Source organism: Moorena producens PAL-8-15-08-1 (genome assembly GCF_001767235.1).
Classification (GTDB): domain Bacteria; phylum Cyanobacteriota; class Cyanobacteriia; order Cyanobacteriales; family Coleofasciculaceae; genus Moorena; species Moorena producens_A.
On record NZ_CP017599.1, the window covers coordinates 4,928,599 to 4,945,030 of the forward strand.

General features: G+C 44.1%; 13 protein-coding genes. 7 read left to right on the forward strand and 6 right to left on the reverse strand.

Going from position 1 to position 16,432, the window contains the following annotated elements:
• Nucleotides 1-25: 25 nt before the first annotated feature.
• Nucleotides 26-1,516: a 2-succinylbenzoate--CoA ligase gene (locus BJP34_RS18125; RefSeq protein ID WP_193431263.1), complete on the reverse strand. Its 1,491-nt coding sequence runs from the start codon at nt 1,514-1,516 to the stop codon at nt 26-28.
• On the opposite strand from BJP34_RS18125, the gene BJP34_RS50480 reads away from it, so the two are divergent.
• Nucleotides 1,477-1,704, forward strand: coding sequence for a pentapeptide repeat-containing protein (locus tag BJP34_RS50480; protein ID WP_418904051.1), 228 nt, complete (start codon nt 1,477-1,479; stop codon nt 1,702-1,704). The genes BJP34_RS18125 and BJP34_RS50480 overlap by 40 nt on opposite strands.
• On the opposite strand, the gene BJP34_RS18130 is transcribed toward BJP34_RS50480, so the two are convergent.
• The 3 genes from BJP34_RS18130 to menA all read right to left on the reverse strand — a co-directional run bounded on the left by BJP34_RS18130 (nt 1,633) and on the right by menA (nt 4,422).
• Nucleotides 1,633-2,565 (reverse strand): o-succinylbenzoate synthase, encoded by a 933-nt coding sequence (locus BJP34_RS18130; RefSeq protein WP_070393555.1) that lies wholly within the window; start codon nt 2,563-2,565, stop codon nt 1,633-1,635. The two genes, BJP34_RS50480 and BJP34_RS18130, sit on opposite strands and share 72 nt — an antisense overlap.
• A 144-nt stretch (nt 2,566-2,709) precedes the next feature.
• Nucleotides 2,710-3,480, reverse strand: a complete 771-nt coding sequence (gene ubiE / locus BJP34_RS18135) for a bifunctional demethylmenaquinone methyltransferase/2-methoxy-6-polyprenyl-1,4-benzoquinol methylase UbiE (protein WP_149031037.1) — start codon at nt 3,478-3,480, stop codon at nt 2,710-2,712.
• Between the two features lie 30 nt (nt 3,481-3,510).
• Nucleotides 3,511-4,422 carry a 2-carboxy-1,4-naphthoquinone phytyltransferase gene (gene menA / locus BJP34_RS18140; protein WP_070393556.1) on the reverse strand — a complete coding sequence of 304 codons (912 nt, stop codon included), beginning with the start codon at nt 4,420-4,422 and terminating at the stop codon, nt 3,511-3,513.
• A gap of 669 nt (nt 4,423-5,091) precedes the next feature.
• Between menA and BJP34_RS18145 the strand changes: the two genes are divergently transcribed.
• Complete coding sequence (locus BJP34_RS18145; RefSeq protein ID WP_070393557.1) at nt 5,092-6,303, forward strand: RNA-guided endonuclease InsQ/TnpB family protein; 1,212 nt, start codon at nt 5,092-5,094, stop codon at nt 6,301-6,303.
• An 81-nt stretch (nt 6,304-6,384) separates the two neighbouring features.
• Here BJP34_RS18145 and BJP34_RS18150 read toward each other — a convergent pair whose 3' ends face one another.
• Complete coding sequence (locus BJP34_RS18150) at nt 6,385-6,564, reverse strand: hypothetical protein (protein WP_149031038.1); 180 nt, start codon at nt 6,562-6,564, stop codon at nt 6,385-6,387.
• Between the two features lie 304 nt (nt 6,565-6,868).
• Between BJP34_RS18150 and BJP34_RS18155 the strand changes: the two genes are divergently transcribed.
• The 4 genes from BJP34_RS18155 to menD all read left to right on the forward strand — a co-directional run bounded on the left by BJP34_RS18155 (nt 6,869) and on the right by menD (nt 11,417).
• Entirely contained in the window at nt 6,869-8,317 is a 1,449-nt protein-coding gene (locus BJP34_RS18155) for an isochorismate synthase (protein WP_070393559.1), read from the forward strand.
• Nucleotides 8,318-8,373: 56 nt separating this feature from the next.
• Nucleotides 8,374-8,517 (forward strand): hypothetical protein, encoded by a 144-nt coding sequence (locus BJP34_RS40125; RefSeq protein WP_158517281.1) that lies wholly within the window; start codon nt 8,374-8,376, stop codon nt 8,515-8,517.
• Between the two features lie 37 nt (nt 8,518-8,554).
• Nucleotides 8,555-9,340 (forward strand): 2-succinyl-6-hydroxy-2,4-cyclohexadiene-1-carboxylate synthase, encoded by a 786-nt coding sequence (gene menH / locus BJP34_RS18160; protein ID WP_070393560.1) that lies wholly within the window; start codon nt 8,555-8,557, stop codon nt 9,338-9,340.
• A 142-nt stretch (nt 9,341-9,482) separates the two neighbouring features.
• Nucleotides 9,483-11,417, forward strand: a complete 1,935-nt coding sequence (gene menD / locus BJP34_RS18165; RefSeq protein ID WP_070393561.1) for a 2-succinyl-5-enolpyruvyl-6-hydroxy-3-cyclohexene-1-carboxylic-acid synthase — start codon at nt 9,483-9,485, stop codon at nt 11,415-11,417.
• A 14-nt stretch (nt 11,418-11,431) separates the two neighbouring features.
• On the opposite strand, the gene BJP34_RS18170 is transcribed toward menD, so the two are convergent.
• Nucleotides 11,432-12,388 carry a response regulator gene (locus tag BJP34_RS18170; protein WP_070393562.1) on the reverse strand — a complete coding sequence of 319 codons (957 nt, stop codon included), beginning with the start codon at nt 12,386-12,388 and terminating at the stop codon, nt 11,432-11,434.
• A gap of 381 nt (nt 12,389-12,769) precedes the next feature.
• On the opposite strand from BJP34_RS18170, the gene mfd reads away from it, so the two are divergent.
• Nucleotides 12,770-16,369 carry a transcription-repair coupling factor gene (mfd, locus tag BJP34_RS18175; RefSeq protein WP_070393563.1) on the forward strand — a complete coding sequence of 1,200 codons (3,600 nt, stop codon included), beginning with the start codon at nt 12,770-12,772 and terminating at the stop codon, nt 16,367-16,369.
• Nucleotides 16,370-16,432: the final 63 nt, after the last annotated feature.

A 16,432-nucleotide genomic window follows, 5' to 3' on the forward strand; every position in this document is an offset into this window, starting at 1 on the left:
TTCACCTGATTGATTTCGTTGAGTTTCAATTACTTAAACAGTCTCGCGCTATAACTTTCACTTGCTCATAATTCAATTTTCCTTGACCATTGCGCGGTAAAGATTCTACCGCTACCCAATCCTTAGGACACTTGAATTTACTTAAATTCCCCTCTACGTTCTGTTGCACCATCGCAACAGAAACCTGATCGGAACTAGGCACAAAAACAGCGGTTACCACTTGACCCCAATAGTCATCGGGTAAGCCAATCACACAAACATCACTCACGAGCCCTGTGCCACGAATTACCTGTTCTACCTCAGCGGGAAATACATTTTCACCACCGGTAATAATTTTGTTACTGCGACGGCCAACAGTATATAAGTAACCCTGTTGATCGAAATAGCCTAAATCGTCCGATTGTAGCGTTTGGACTCTGTTGGGAAATTTACTTAGCTCAGACTCTAGGGCGAGATTTGTGCTAGGGCTATAGTAGCCATGGCATAAGGACTTTGCCTCAATAGTAATCACACCGGTAGAGAGCGCCTCCACGATTTCCCCAGTACCATTGCGAATCTTGACCTTGGCATGGGGTAACACGTGACCACAACTATTATTGTTACCACTATTACCACTGAGGAAATCCTCAGGTTTAAGGGTGACTACACCAGAAGCGGTTTCGGTCATGCCATAGGTCAGAGCTAAAGGAATACGATACTGTCTTGCTTGCGTTAATAGGGATTCCCAAGCCGGAGCACCCCCTAACAAGACTGTCCGAAAGCGGGATAACCACTCAGCCGCATCTTGGTTGATGAGCTTGGCTAGTTGAGTCGGTACCAGAGAGATAAAAAATTCTTTGGGATCAATGTCTCGTCCTTTGCCAGCTTTCAAGGCTTTAAAGGGCAAAATTACCATACGTCCGCCTGTGGTAAGCGATCGCATAAACTGCATCAAACCACTGACATGATACAGAGGCAAGACACAAAAGGAATTCACTGGCTTGTTCCCAAAATACTGATCAAACCCTGCTACTGATGCCATTAAGGTTTTCCAAGTGTGAATGGCAAAGCGGATTTTGCCAGATGAGCCCCCTGTGGGAATCATAATGAGTGCTGAGGGCTGATTATTGATGATTGAATATTGACTATTGAGCCTTGATTGTTGATTATTGAGTAGTGATGGCTCAATAATACTGGCTAATTCTCCGATAATTAGATCGGGATGGATTTGGTTAAGGACTTGTTGCCATTCTGGTTTTACCCAGTGGGGATTCCCTAAGAAGACATAACAAGTACTGGCAACAGCAGCTACGAAAGCAGCGATAAATTTAAGAGGACTTTGCTCTACTAAAAGAATTTTCGGTGCTTTTTCCTGGGAAAGTTGGGAGAATTGCTGACAGTATTGCTCAATGAGTTGGTTAAGTTGCTGACTGTCATAACCAATCAGCCATTGTTCACCAGAACGGTGTTGGACATAGCTTAGGGGCTGCTGGACGTATGAATCTTCCCCACATTTACTCTTTAAAGCTTCAACCATCTAACCAAATAACCTTAACACCCAATAACCTTCAAAATTCCAACCTTCAACATTCCAACCTTCAACATTCCAACCTTCAACATTCCAACCTTGGCCTTTCGGCCACGCGATCGCGTTCAACCTTCATTAAACCAATGGTTGACACCAAAACCTACAGCGCGCTTGAAGTCAGAGAGTTCTGCTGCTAACTGGAGAACCGCTTGTTGACCAATGGTAGTTTCCAAGGCTGATGAAAAAACGGTATCAATCGGATAGGTGTCGCAAAACTGCCGTAATCGTTTCCGAGAACCTGCGATCGCAGGTTTAATCACAAAAATGCCTCGCCATCCCCGCTGGTAACACTGTTCAAGTTGGTCAAGGGTTGCCACCGATTCATCCAATGCGATCGCAGTGGAATAGTTGTGGCTCATCTCCAACATCACATCGAACTGCTCTGGAGGTAGCGGCTGTTCGATAAACTCAACCGCTCCGATAGTTTCACATACCATCAGCCACTGATCAGCTTCTTGTTTAGTCAATCCCCCATTGGCATCCAAACGCAATTGGCCAGAAGCAGGTATTGCTTCAACCAACTCCTGAACTATCTTGACTTCATCCTCAATCGGAGCAATACCAATTTTCCATTTAAAGCTTCGGTATCCCTGATTCCAGGGAGCTTCCCAGGACTGTTTTGCTGTTTGATCACTCGGCAACAGGTAACTGTAGTGTTGTTTGCTTTGTTCAAAGTCCTTTGTCGAAAGTCCTTTGCCAATCACTAGCTCCCAAGCAGATTCAAACCCAAATTGACAGCAGGGCAGTTCAGCAGGAATAGCGAAAATCTCCTCTGTAGTAATCTCCTGAGGTAATTGCTCGCAAAAATTAAAGGCTTGTTCCAGAGTTTCCGAACCAAACCAAGGGATAGGAGCAATTTCACCCCAGCCAATGTTCCCTATTTCATCACTAAGGCTAAGAATGATACCTTCTCTGACTGTCCATTGGCCATGACTGGTAGACAACGGATGTTTAAAGGGACGCTGGTATGGGTGAAACTTGAACTTATAATTGGTCATTTATTACAGCGGTTTGCAATTGGGTGAGGTACAAATTCCTGGGTTTTAGGGAACAGGTAACAGGCAACAGGGAACAGGTAAGAGGGAATAGGGAAAAAATACTGTGTACCTAATAGTTATGAAAAACGCTGGAATTGCTAATTGCTATTGCGCTGCATCCCAATTCCCGATTCCCGATTCCCGATTCCCGATTCCCGATTCCCGATTCCCGATTCCCGATTCAACACTTCCAGGTTTAGTTAATACCAATACTCCTAAGGTTTCGCCAACAATGGGGTAGTGAGTTGCACGAAAACCTACTTGCCGTGCTAAAGATTCTTGCTCCGGACCACGGGGGAATCGCTGTACACTCGGCCAGATATAGGCATACTCTTCCTCAAGTCCTTGCTGACTGGCTAGGGGAACAACAATAGTTTCCATATACCACTGTTGAAACTGCCGAAACAGAGGCTGAGACGGTAAGTGAAAGTCAAGAATTGCTGCTTTAGCGCCTGGTTTAAGAATACGGTAAATTTCCTTTAGGCTCTTGGGAATATCTACGACATTACGTAATCCATATCCCATAGTTGCTCCGTCAAAGGTATTGTCAGCAAATGGTAAATCTAAAACATCCGCCTCTTGCCAGTCAATGTGTGGTTCAGAGGATTTTTGTTTTGCGATCGCTAACATCTGGGGAGCAAAATCTACTCCATACACCTTTCCTAGAGTGCCTACTCTCTCGGCTAATAGTCGAGTCAGGTCTCCACTGCCACAACACAGGTCAACACAGGTATCTCCTGGCTTAGGCTCAGCCCATTTAACCGTCATCAGCTTCCAAATTCGATGCTGACCCCAACTGATCCAGTCATTTAGCTGGTCATAGTTAGAAGAGATATTATCAAAAATTCCCTGAATCGCCTGGGATTGGTCTGACATGATTCGTGTAATTAAGGTTAATTAATAAGGTTAATTCAGGTTAATTAAGAAACCGACACCCAACAAGAGTCCACTCCAAAAATGTAGCGCTACGGCAATAAACTTACAATTACTCACCTTTTCCGGTTGGTTGTAATTAGCGTTAACATGGCGGCAAAGCTTGATAGCAAAGGGCAATCCTACCAAACTGAGTAATGTCCATAGGGGGAATAGCCCCATGAGCACAAACCCAGCAGTAGCAGCGAATAGGCTTCCACAAATCCAGGGCAACAGTTGAGCACCCCGTTTGGTGCCAAGGCGAACCATAGGCGATCGCTTCCCAGCTGCTATATCATCCTCTACTTGGTGAAAATGGGAGCAAAATAGAATTAACGTAGTCGCCAGACCCACAATTATCGATGCCGCCAGGTTAGTCACAGACCAACTCTGGGTTTGACTATAGTAGGCAGCTGACATACCTAACGGACCAAAGCTCAAAAACACCAGTATCTCTCCTAGACCTTGGTAACCCAGGCGAAAGGGAGGTCCTTGGTAGATATAGCCAAGGCTGCAGCATAGGAGTACTAACGCCATCACCGTTAAGTCTTGCTGCCACCAGCAGATCAGTAGCATCCCAAGGATACCCAGTCCTAAACACAGGTTCCCTAGCCAAAAAATCAACGATTTGTTTCCTGTCAGGTTGACTATCGAGTGAGCTTTGTTTTTATCAATCCCAGTCTCAGAGTCAAACACATCGTTACTCAGATTCTCCCAAGCCAGAATCAGAATCGAAGCACTGACAAATGTCAAAAATATCTTCCAATTGAGGTGATTGGTCTCAAACCATGCCACAGCAGCTGTCACCCAAGCTGGGATAATTGCCACGCTATACATGGGGGGCTTGATGGCTGCTAGCCACAATTTCCGTTTGGAGTTAGGAATTTTAATTGTGTTTGTTGTCATAATAGTCCCGGAATATGAATGCAAGTCGTGCTAGACTGACCGTCACACCATCAACCAATACTGCTGGGACTGTTCAAGCTTTGGGTCAACGGTCTTCAACGGTGTTAAGGGGCTGACTAGCAGAATACCATTAATCCCAAGCAAGGTCGTGAATTGATAATACGTCAATTTTTGTAAATAAAATTTACAAAATATTAAATAAAGTTGTAAAATAACTCCTATTACTATAGGACTTACGCAAAACTGAACCCTAAACTCTATAAGTAGTAGGGTGCCTTATTAACGCACCCTGTAAGTCTTGTAAGCAATCCTCAAAAGTATGACTAAAAAGTATGACCAGTAATGTAAAAGTGCTAGGACGGGATACTCTAGAGATCAAGTCGAAACAGCAAAGATTTGGACTGCCATCTAAATTGGTAGGCTTAGCCTTTTAAGAGAAGTAGGCTTCATCAAAACTGAAGTGGTGTCTACCCAAAAGGGCAGCTTTTTATTGGTAATTTAACAGATGAAAACCCCGCATTTTTAGAGCGGGGATGAAAGCTTAGAGCGGCTTCAGCCGCCTTTTGTTTGTGGGAAAACTTGTACCTCTGACAAGACTGTAATAAAATGGTTTGTCAATTTGTCTTAAAAGTGCTAGCATAAATACATAACAGAAGAGGTCGAGTTCTGATGATCATACTTGAGTTTAAGGCATACGGGAAAAAGCAGCAGTATCAATCCATAGATGAAGCTATTCGGACTGTGAAGTTCGTACGGAATAGTTGCCTTCGATTGTGGATAGATAATAAGGGGCTGACTAAATACGATTTAAATAAGTATTGCAAAACCTTAGCCAAAGACTTCTCCTTTGCCAACGAATTAAACTCAACAGCTCGACAAGCTGCGGCTGAAAGAGCATGGTCATCAATTGCCCGTTTCTACGACAACTGCAAGAAAAAAGTACCAGGTAAGAAGGGGTTCCCCAGATTTCAAAAACATTGCAGGTCGGTTGAATACAAGCAGTCGGGATGGAAATTGTCTCCCGACAAAAAGTCAATTACATTCACTGATAAGAAAGGAATTGGGAAGCTTAAGCTCAAAGGTACTTGGGACTTGTGGCGATTTGACAAGAAGCAGATCAAGCGAGTTCGGATTGTTAAAAGAGCTGACGGTTATTATGTCCAGTTTTGTGTATCAGTTAACAATAACGAGGAGATAGAGCCGTCGAGAAGGACTATTGGATTGGATGTAGGATTGAAAGAATTATACACTGATTCCGATGGTAATTCAGAAGCATTACCAAGATTTTATCGAACAGGGGAAAAGCGTCTAAAGTTTTATCAACGCCGAGTTTCCCGAAAAAAGAAAGGCTCAGCTAACCGTAAGAAAGCTATCAATAGACTTGGCAGGCAACATCTCAAAATAAGCAGGCAACGTGAAGAGCACGCCAAGAGACTGGCGCGCTGCGTAATCCGGTCTAACGACTTGGTCGCCTACGAAGATTTGAGAGTAAAGAATTTGCTCAAAAATCATTGTCTTGCTAAGTCTATTAGTGACGCAGGTTGGTATCAATTTAGAAAATGGCTGGAGCACTTTGGGAAAAAGTTTGGCAGAGTCACTGTTGCAGTCAACCCTGCCTACACTAGCCAAAATTGTTCTAGCTGTGGCGAGGTTGTGAAGAAGTCGCTATCAACCAGAACTCACGCTTGCAAGTGTGGTTGTAGGATGGATCGCGATTACAACGCCGCAGTCAACATCCTTAACAGAGCTTTGGGTACGGTAGGGCATACCGGAACCTGGATCATTGATCCGAACGCTTCGGGAGACCTGACCTCTACTGTTCTTGGCTCCGGCCAGGTTCAGCAAGTCGGGTCATTGATTGAAGAATCCCCGCGTCTTTAGACCGGGGAGTGTCAATTGTAGTAGGTTGGAAAAATTAATCAGGGATTATCTATACTGGTATCCCCTTGATTTCCGTCTTGACTAATGACCCAATAAATGTTGGTTTGGATTACCAACATTTTGCCTACCAAAACTAGGGCTGATCATTAAAATTAAAAAAATGATGCTGAGCAATTCTAGGGTAAGGGCAAGAAAAATTAAACCAAAATGTGATATCGATGCAGCGCGGTCATGGGGGTTCCCCCCATGACCGCGCTGCATCAAGAATAGAGCAAGGATTATAACCATAGTAAGCCTTGATCATAAAAATTATTGCAATAATTTTTCAATAGTTGCGATAATACCCCCTATTTATTGATTTTTGCCCTTACCCTGCTTTTCTTAATTGCCAAACATGCTGATAATTGATCATTAGTCACTATAAAGTCTGTGAATTAAATAAGTTATGTAAATACAAATTAAGAAAGATGTAGTAAAGAGCGTTCGCGCAGCGTGGCCTACGGCCAATCGCCAAGTGTTGTCGTTCATTGAGGTAAACACTCCTGTAATTCAAGAAAGGCTATATATGTCAGTCATTCCCTGCCCTGCTCACCTCTTTCATGAGGCTAAAGAGTTACATCAGTTTCTCTTAGCCTGCCAGAAAAAATCTCAAAAACAAGGTATTGCCAAAATTGCCAGTATTTCTCAAGAAATTTCCCCCCTCGACCCACTGGCGGTTTTTCAGGCAATTCGGGATAGAGCGGCTCCTTTTGCCGCCACGCCCGAGCCCCTACACTTCTATTTTGAAAATAGAAGTAATCAAAAATCAATTGTTGCTATTGATGCGGCTGTCTCGATTAAGTTAGCTGGTGAGCAACGCTTCTATAAAGCCCAAAGATTTATCGACTCATGTCTAGCTAACACCATAATTAGTGGTAAAATGGATCAGCGATTGGCTGGACCTCATTTCTTCTGTAGCTTTACGTTTTTTGGTGATAAGTTTAATATTAACAACCCTTTCCCATCTGCCACTATTTTTATACCTCGCTGGCAAATTTCACTTTGTCAAAGCCGATGTGTAGTAGTGGCTAATCTTGAAATCAATTCTCAAGTTAATCTGGATTGGCTGGTCGAAAGCCTAGGTCGGCAGTTCAATCTAATCACCTCTTCTGGTCGTCTGCTCTACTGTTTTACTGGTAAGGCTAACCATCATCAATTTCTCAAGCAAGATTCAAAAAAAGCCAAAGACTTCAAGTTATCGGTTTCATCAGCCTTAAAATCTATCCAAGCTAATCAATTTAGCAAAATTGTCCTTTCCCAAGCCGTGGATGTGGTCTCACCAATACCCTTTAATCTGGTAGATTCTCTGGACAATTTGCGCCATAACTATCCAGATTGCTATATTTTTTCCATCAGTAACGGCAAAGGCAAAAACTTTATTGGCGCTAGTCCTGAACGTCTGATTAGTATTTACGACCATCAGTTAGTGACAGATGCTTTAGCAGGGTCTGCTCCACGAGGTCAAACCCCAGCTGAAGATGCGGATTTGGCGAACCAATTACTTAGTAGTGAAAAAGAGAGACGTGAACATAACGCAGTCAGTGAATTTATTATCCAACGTCTTTGTCAACTGGGTTTGGAACTAGATTTTTCGCCATCTCCCCAACTGCTGAAACTGTCCAATATTCAGCATTTATGGACTCCGATTAAAGCAGCATTACCAGCTGATGTCAATCCCCTAGATATTATAGCGAAACTGCATCCTACTCCAGCAGTGGCTGGTGTTCCTACCAAAATTGCTTGTGAGCAAATCCGACACTACGAAACCTTTGACCGTTCTCTGTATGCTGCTCCCCTCGGATGGATAGATTATCAAGGCAATAGTGAATTTATTGTTGGGATTCGGTCTGCTTTGATAGCAGGTAATCACGCTCGGCTCTACGCTGGTGCTGGAATTGTTGCTGGCTCTGATCCCAATAAAGAACTTGCGGAAATTAACCTGAAGCTCATGGTGCTTCTTAAAGCCTTAGTTTAACCCTGTGTTCATTGGTGGTTGCTGTTGGATAATCAGTTATAGCGTTTATCGTAGCTATGAGGTACACATTATTTTTTACCTCTTCCCTCTTACCTCTTACCTCTTACCTCTTACCTCTTACCTGCTCCCTGCTCCCTGCTCCCTGCTCCCTAAAAACCAGAAATTTGTACCTCACAAGTCGTAGAATTGCTATACAATAATTTAGCTATTATGAATTATAACAATTAGTTTTGATAAATGGGATATCAATTTAACTATGAGTTAAGAGGAAACCGAGAGCAACCACGGATTCTTTTTTGCCATGGATTCATGGGTAGCAGCCAGGAATTTGATGAAGCAATATCATTATTTTGTGAGGAATTTTGTTGTCTAGCTGTTGATTTACCTGGTCATGGTAAAACCAAAGTTTTCGGTGGGGATGAGTGCTACACCATGCCAAAGACTGCTCACGCCTTAAAGAACTTACTAGAGCAGTTAAACTTTGAACCATGCTTTTTAGTTGGGTATTCTATGGGAGGTCGATTGGCTCTCTACATGACCCTTCATTTCCCCCAATGTTTTAGTAAAGTAGTACTCGAATCAGCATCTCCAGGGCTAAAGACTGAAGCAGAACAATTAAAACGCCGTCAACGAGATTGGCAAATTGCCGAAAAATTGGAAACTGGAGATTTATTGACCTTCTTATCAAATTGGTACAATCAGCCTCTGTTCACCTCCCTCAAGCAGCACCCTAATTTTGAACAAATTATCAAGATTCGACAACAAAATAACCCTCTGGAATTAGCTAAATCTCTGCGTCATATGAGTACAGGATGCCAACCATCTCTGTGGGAATCACTTCCTAATAATCAAGTTCCTTTGCTTTTGCTAGTCGGAGACTATGATCATAAATTTAAATCAATTAACTCAGAAATAGTAACAATTTGTCCAGAAGCTCAGTTAAAGGTCATTGCTGATTGTGGACATAACATCCATTTTGAGAATGTCAATGAATTTGTTAAAAATGTCAGAGATTTTTTTTAGGGAGTAGGGAGTAGGGAGTAGGGAGTAGGGATTAGGGATTAGGGTAGTCAAGCTTAAACTTGAAATTTTCAACCTTCAACCTTCAACCTTCAACCTTCAACCTTCAACAACATAGAATCAAAATTTAAAATATGCAAATAAAATGCCTATTGATTTTCGCAACACCAATAGCCTCTGGGCTTCCATCCTGGTAGAAACCCTACAGCGGTTGGGATTGACCACAGCAATCATCTGTCCAGGGTCACGCTCAACCCCTCTAACTGTTGCGTTTGCTCAACACCCACAGATCGAGGCAATTCCAGTTCTAGATGAACGTTCAGCCAGCTTTTTCGCCTTAGGCATTGCTCGACAATCGGGAAAACCAGTTGTACTGGTTTGTACCTCTGGCACAGCTGGGGCTAATTTCTATCCCGCTGTGATTGAAGCCAGAGAAAGCCGAGTACCACTATTGGTATTGACTGCTGACCGTCCCCCAGAACTGCAAGATTGTCATTCCGGACAAAGCATTGACCAAATCAAATTATACGGCAACTATCCCAACTGGCAAAGTACCCTAGCGGTCCCTCAAGCTGATATCAGTATGCTCCGTTATCTACGGCAAACCGTAGTTCATGCTTGGGAGCGAGCCTCCTTTGGCAGCACTCCACTAACACATTTTCCTACCCCTGGTCCAGTACACTTAAATCTACCTTTCCGTGACCCCCTCCCACCTATTCCCGACACAACCACTAACCCATTAAAATCCCAATTACAACCAGAAGAATTCTTCGCTCACTGTCAGGAGCAAGCTGTAACTGACAACCTGCAACCTACAACTTATAACCTGCAACCTGCAATCGCTAAAGTCATACAGCAGTGGCAAGAATCCCAGAAAGGAATAATTATCGCAGGTCCAGCTCAACCCCAAAATCCGAAAGACTATTGTAATGCGATCGCATCCTTGTCCAAAACCTTAAGATGGCCTGTATTAGCAGAAGGGCTCTCACCGGTAAGAAACTATTGTGACCTCAACCGCGATCTAATTTCCACCTATGACTTGATACTACGTAATCCAGCATTAGCGCAACAGCTAAAACCCACAATGGTTATTCACATCGGTGAACTACCCATTAGCAAAGAATTGCGTGCTTGGTTGGATAAATGTCAACCGCGACGTTGGGTGATTGACCCTAGCCACCACAACCTCGACCCCCTCCATGGCAAAACAACTCATCTGCGGATGAGTGTAGAACAACTGGGGATATGGGTAAAGGAGTTGAAAGTTAACCAGTTGAAGGTTGACAAGTTGAAGGTTGACAGGTTGACGGTTGACAGCTCTCAACCGTTGAAGGTTGACGGTTCTAACCTGCAACCAGATAACCTGCAAGCTGATAACCTGCAAGCTGATAACCTGCAAGCTGCAACCAAGACCAACCTGCAATCTGCAACCCAACTTTACCTACAAAAGTGGTGTGAGGCTGAAGGGAAGGTCAGGGCAAAGGTTGACCAAACAATGACTAGCATGAGTCAGTTGTTTGAAGGAAAAGTAGCTTGGTTACTCTCCCAATGTCTACCACCGGAAACACCTCTATTTATTGCTAACAGTATGCCAGTCAGAGATGTGGAGTTCTTTTGGAAACCTGGTAACACCAGGATTCGACCTTGGTTTAATCGGGGCGCTAATGGAATTGATGGTACCTTATCAACAGCTTTAGGTATTGCTCATCGTAATCAAAGCAGTGTGATGCTTTCGGGTGACTTAGCATTTTTGCATGACACCAATGGTTTCCTAATTAAAAACAAGTTTTTTGGTCATTTAACCATTATATTAATTAATAACAATGGTGGTGGCATTTTCGAGATGTTGCCCATTGCCAAATTTGACCCACCCTTTGAAGAATTCTTTGCCACACCCCAAGATGTTAATTTTTCACAGTTGTGTCTGACTTATGGAGTAGAGCACCAGCTGATTCAATCATGGCAGCAGTTCAAGGAAGCTTTAAACCCACTTCCTAGCCAAGGCATTAGAGTGTTAGAATTGCCCACTGATCGTAGAAAAGATGCTAGTTGGCGTCAAGATTTTTTTTATTCTAATTAATCCTAAAATTTTAATTAGTAGTTAACAGAAACTAGGCGATTTCTTCCGGCAAGTTTTGCCTGATATAGGGCTTTGTCAGCCTCAGCAAATAAATTTTCTGGCGACGATTTTACTGTGGGAATCGTACTAGCACCCCCCAGGCTGACGGTAACAATGTCACTCACCAGAGAACCCGAATGAGGGATCGCCTGTTTGTAGAGTTTAGTTTCAATTGTCTCTGCTACCTGAATAGCGCCTTGTATATCAGTACTCGGCAACATTACCACAAATTCCTCACCTCCATAGCGAGCGACGAGATCGGCTGGACGCTTTGCTGATTGACCAAGGATTTGAGCAACTTGTTTAAGACACTCATCTCCTGATTGGTGTCCATAAGTGTCATTGTAAAGCTTAAAAAAATCAATGTCACACAAAACTAAAGACAATGGTTTTTCTTCCCGTGCCAGTCGATACCATTCGTTGTTAAAATACTCGTCAAAGGCTCGGCGGTTTGCAACTTGGGTTAAGCCATCGATAGTAGCGAGGCGTGCCAACTCTTTATTGGCAATTTTTAACTGTGTCATTGTCCAACTTGATTCAATCAAACGACGTACTCTTCGTCGCAAAACGGCCCAATGAATTGGCTTAGTTATATAATCTGTGACACCGGCTTCAAACCCTCGTTCTACAGAGTCCGCATCATTGAGGCCTGTAATCATTAGTATAGGAGGACATTCGGAACCAAAGTTATCCTTCAATTTAGCACAGCAGGTAAATCCATCAATGATGGGCATTCTGGCATCTAAAAGCACAATGTCTGGCAATTTATCCTTACAGATATTCAGACATTGCTCACCGTTGCTAGCTTCAATGACTTTATATCCTTCCTTTGTCAAGCTACGACGTAGCACCAAGCGTGTGATCTTCTCATCATCAACCACGAGAACCTGAGGAGTTTTATTATTCAAGTTATTCAAGTCAGTATTATCCATTATTGCTGCTTGAGTCAGTAATGTATTTCTTATCGGTAGATCTTTGTTATTTTGTCTAGAAATTAATTGAAATTTTGATCGGCAATATCTGTTTAATCTAACCTAGGAAAATTAAATCTTCTAAAGATTAGTCAAAAATCAAGTCTTCACCCCTGAAACTGTTATAGCCGAATCCTTTACCTAAACCGGATTTCCGCTTATTCAAGATAAATTAATGTAGACCGACGAACCCGGATTCACTCCTGCATCCAGTGGTAAGGCCACTAGTGAAATAAGTTAACCTATTCAACAACAGTCAATTTGCCCCAGGCATTGCTATTCCTAGTAAAATGAGAGAAACAGCTATTCTGGAAGCCCTATTGTCAAGTACCCAGTGAACTAATGGCACTTTCCTCGATCATTCGGACACTAGAGCACTCCCCTCTCACCAGTGAACTACTCACCAAACTAAATCGGCAACAGTCTCTATATCTGAATGGTATTCCCCGTTTGCCAAAGGGCTTAGTAGCATCAGCCCTGGCCAAGGCAGACCAACGCCTCCTATTCGTAGTCTGTAGCACCCTAGAAGAAGCAAGTCGCTGGGCAACCCAACTCGAAGCCATGGGTTGGAGTACAGTCCACCTATACCCCACTTCAGAAGCATCCCCCTATGAACCCTTTGACCCAGAGTCGGAAATGACCTGGGGACAAATGCAAGTATTGGCAGATTTGCTCGAAAGGTTGAAGGTTGACAGGTTGCCAGTTGAAAGTTCTGACTTACAACCTTCATTGGTTCAACCTTCAACTGATGGGATGGCTATTGTGGCCACTCAAGCAGCACTCCAACCCCACTTGCCCCCTGTCGATGCCTTTAAGCCCTACTGCCTTACCCTTAACCAGGGCATGACTTGGGATGGGAAAAACCTTGATCAAAAGTTGGCACAGCTGGGTTATGAACGGGTTCCCCTAGTAGAAACAGAAGGTCAGTGGAGTCGGCGCGGTGATATTGTAGATGTTTTCCCGGTAGCCTTAGAATTGCCAGTGCGGCTGGAATGGTTCGGAGATGAGTTAGAGCAGTTGCGGGAGTTTGACCCGGCAACCCAGCGTTCCCTGGATAAAATTGACGGCATCGTGCTGACCCCCACGGATTTTGGTCACATTATTAGCCAAGTTCTGAGAAGCTCAAAGGTAGAACTAATCCAATCTTATCTCTCACCTCAGGAGCAAGAATCTTTTGAGGCAGGTCAGTCTTTAGAGGGTAGCCGCCGTTTCTTGGGTATTGCCTTTGACCAGCCAGCCTCTCTAGTGGATTACCTGCCAGAAAATACCTTAATTGTCATTGATGAACCAGAACAGTGTGCTGCCCATTGCGATCGCTGGGTGGAACATGCCGAAGAACAATTAGAGGAACTGAATCATTCCCTGCCCTCTCTCCATCGTTATTTTGATCATGCTCTAGAGTTGAAGGTTAACCAGTTCCAGGTTGTTCGCGAACAACCTTCAACTCCTGCTGCGACTCCAATCCTGTATTTATCAGAATTGGTAGAAGAAACTACCCAAAATGCTGTTAATCTGGCTAGCCGCTCTGTACCAGTAACACCCCACCAGTTTGCCAAACTAGCAGAAGTACTGCGAGAGCAGAGCAATCGCCGTTTCTCGATTTGGCTGGTTTCTGCCCAACCTAGTCGTTCTGTTGCCCTGCTCCAAGAACATGATTGTCCTGCCCAGTTTGTCCCCAACCCTCGAGATTACCCAGCTATTGAGAAATTAAATATCCAGAGGACAGCGGTAGCGGTCAAGTATTCGGGCTTAGCAGAACTAGAGGGATTTATCCTCCCTACTTACCGGATCGTGGTTGTGACTGACCGGGAATTCTTTGGGCAGCATACTTTGGCAACTCCCAGTTATATCCGTAAGCGCCGCCGTGCTGCCTCCCAACAGGTTGACCCCAATAAGCTACGTCCAGGGGATTATGTAGTTCACAAGAATCATGGGATCGGTCAGTTCCTCAAGCTGGAAAAATTAAGCATAAATAATGAAACTCGCGAGTATTTGGTGATCAAGTACGCTGATGGTTTGCTCCGGGTGGCAGCGGATCAGTTGGGGGTACTATCTCGGTTTCGACATACAGGTACCGGTTTGCCTCAACTCCACAAGATGTCTGGTAAAACCTGGGAGAAAACCAAAAATCGTGTCCGTAAAAGTATTAAGAAAGTAGCGGTGGATTTGCTGAAGCTCTATGCGCAGCGAGCACAGCAGTCTGGTTATTGCTTTCCACCGGATTCCCCTTGGCAGCAGGAATTAGAAGATTCTTTCCCCTACCAACCTACTCCTGACCAACTCAAGGCGATACAGGATGTGAAGCGGGATTTAGAGAGCGATCGCCCTATGGATCGCTTAGTTTGTGGGGATGTGGGGTTTGGTAAAACAGAAGTTGCAATTCGGGCTATTTTTAAAGCTGTCACTTCTAACAAGCAAGTAGCTTTCCTTGCCCCGACCACTATCCTGACTCAGCAGCATTATCATACCATCAAAGAACGGTTTTCTCCCTACCCCATCAATGTCGGTCTACTCAACCGCTTTCGTACCCCCCAGGAAAGGCGTGATATTCTCCAACGTCTTAAAACTGGGGAGTTAGATGTGGTGGTAGGTACCCATCAGTTGCTGGGGAAGAGTGTAACTTTTCGAGAGTTAGGGCTGCTGGTGATAGATGAAGAACAGCGGTTTGGTGTTAACCAAAAGGAAAAAATTAAATCTTTCAAAACTCAGGTAGATGTATTGACCCTCAGCGCTACTCCCATTCCCCGTACCCTCTATATGTCCTTATCGGGGGTACGAGAAATGAGTTTGATTACTACACCACCCCCCTTACGGCGTCCCATTAAAACCCACTTATCGCCCTATAAACCAGAAGCTGTCCGCACCGCCATTCGTATGGAACTTGACCGAGGTGGTCAGGTATTCTATGTCGTACCTCGGGTTGAAGGGATTGAAGAAGTTGCTGCGGAACTCAGGGAAATGATCCTTGAGGCCAGAATCGCCATTGCTCACGGTCAGCTCGACCCAGCGGAATTAGAATCAATTATGCTCACCTTTAGCAACGGTGAAGCAGATATCCTAGTGTGTACTACGATTATTGAATCTGGGCTAGATATTCCTAGAGTCAACACCATTTTGATCGAAGATGCTCACAAATTTGGTCTTTCCCAACTCTACCAATTGCGAGGACGAGTAGGTCGGGCTGGGATTCAAGCCCACGCTTGGTTACTTTATCCCAACCAGAAGGTACTCTCAGAAGCAGCCAAAAAACGCTTACGAGCAATTCAGGAGTTCACTCAACTCGGGTCAGGTTATCTGTTAGCAACCAGGGATATGGAAATTCGAGGGGTGGGGAATCTCCTAGGTGTAGAACAATCCGGTCAGATGGAAGCCATTGGCTTTGACCTCTACATGGAAATGCTGCAAGAAGCGATTAGGGAAATTCAAGGGCAAGAAATTCCCCAAGTAGATGATACCCAGATTGACATTCAGATCACAGCCTTTATTCCCGCTGACTATATTCCAGATTTAGATCAAAAAATTAGTGCTTATCGAGCAGTAGCTGCAGCAGGGTCCGAGAAAGAGTTAGCACAGATCGCAGCAGCTTGGAGCGATCGCTATGGTCCAATTCCCTCCGTGGCAGAGCAATTACTGCGGGTGATGGAACTAAAACAGTTAGGGAAGTCTTTGGGATTTGCCCGAATTCGACCAGAGGGTAAACAACACATTGTCCTAGAAACACCCATGGAAGAACCAGCCTGGAAGTTACTCCAAGAGAACCTCCCCCAACATTTGCGATCGCGTTTTGTCTATTCTCCTGGTAAAGTTACGGTTCGTGGTTTAGGTCTGGTCAAGACCAACAAACAGCTAGAGAGCCTGATTGAGTGGTTAGGCAAGATGCAAGGCGCACTGCCAGAACCTACTGTGGTTGGGTTACCCCAATCCCCAATCCCCAATGCCTAATGCCCATTACCCATTACCCTCCAAAAAAAAAAGCGGCTGCAACTATTGCTACAACCGCTACTG

Excerpts from the sequence above, each read along its gene's own strand:
- ubiE (WP_149031037.1), bottom strand. The coding sequence starts at position 3,480 with ATGTCAGACCAATCCCAGGCGATTCAGGGAATTTTTGATAATATCTCT.
- BJP34_RS18145 (WP_070393557.1), top strand. The coding sequence starts at position 5,092 with ATGATCATACTTGAGTTTAAGGCATACGGGAAAAAGCAGCAGTATCAA.
- mfd (WP_070393563.1), top strand. The coding sequence starts at position 12,770 with ATGGCACTTTCCTCGATCATTCGGACACTAGAGCACTCCCCTCTCACC.
- menA (WP_070393556.1), bottom strand. The coding sequence starts at position 4,422 with ATGACAACAAACACAATTAAAATTCCTAACTCCAAACGGAAATTGTGG.
- menH (WP_070393560.1), top strand. The coding sequence starts at position 8,555 with ATGGGATATCAATTTAACTATGAGTTAAGAGGAAACCGAGAGCAACCA.
- BJP34_RS18155 (WP_070393559.1), top strand. The coding sequence starts at position 6,869 with ATGTCAGTCATTCCCTGCCCTGCTCACCTCTTTCATGAGGCTAAAGAG.
- BJP34_RS18150 (WP_149031038.1), bottom strand. The coding sequence starts at position 6,564 with ATGCAGCGCGGTCATGGGGGGAACCCCCATGACCGCGCTGCATCGATA.
- BJP34_RS18170 (WP_070393562.1), bottom strand. The coding sequence starts at position 12,388 with ATGGATAATACTGACTTGAATAACTTGAATAATAAAACTCCTCAGGTT.
- BJP34_RS18130 (WP_070393555.1), bottom strand. The coding sequence starts at position 2,565 with ATGACCAATTATAAGTTCAAGTTTCACCCATACCAGCGTCCCTTTAAA.
- BJP34_RS50480 (WP_418904051.1), top strand. The coding sequence starts at position 1,477 with ATGAATCTTCCCCACATTTACTCTTTAAAGCTTCAACCATCTAACCAA.
- BJP34_RS18125 (WP_193431263.1), bottom strand. The coding sequence starts at position 1,516 with ATGGTTGAAGCTTTAAAGAGTAAATGTGGGGAAGATTCATACGTCCAG.
- BJP34_RS40125 (WP_158517281.1), top strand. The coding sequence starts at position 8,374 with ATGAGGTACACATTATTTTTTACCTCTTCCCTCTTACCTCTTACCTCT.
- menD (WP_070393561.1), top strand. The coding sequence starts at position 9,483 with ATGCCTATTGATTTTCGCAACACCAATAGCCTCTGGGCTTCCATCCTG.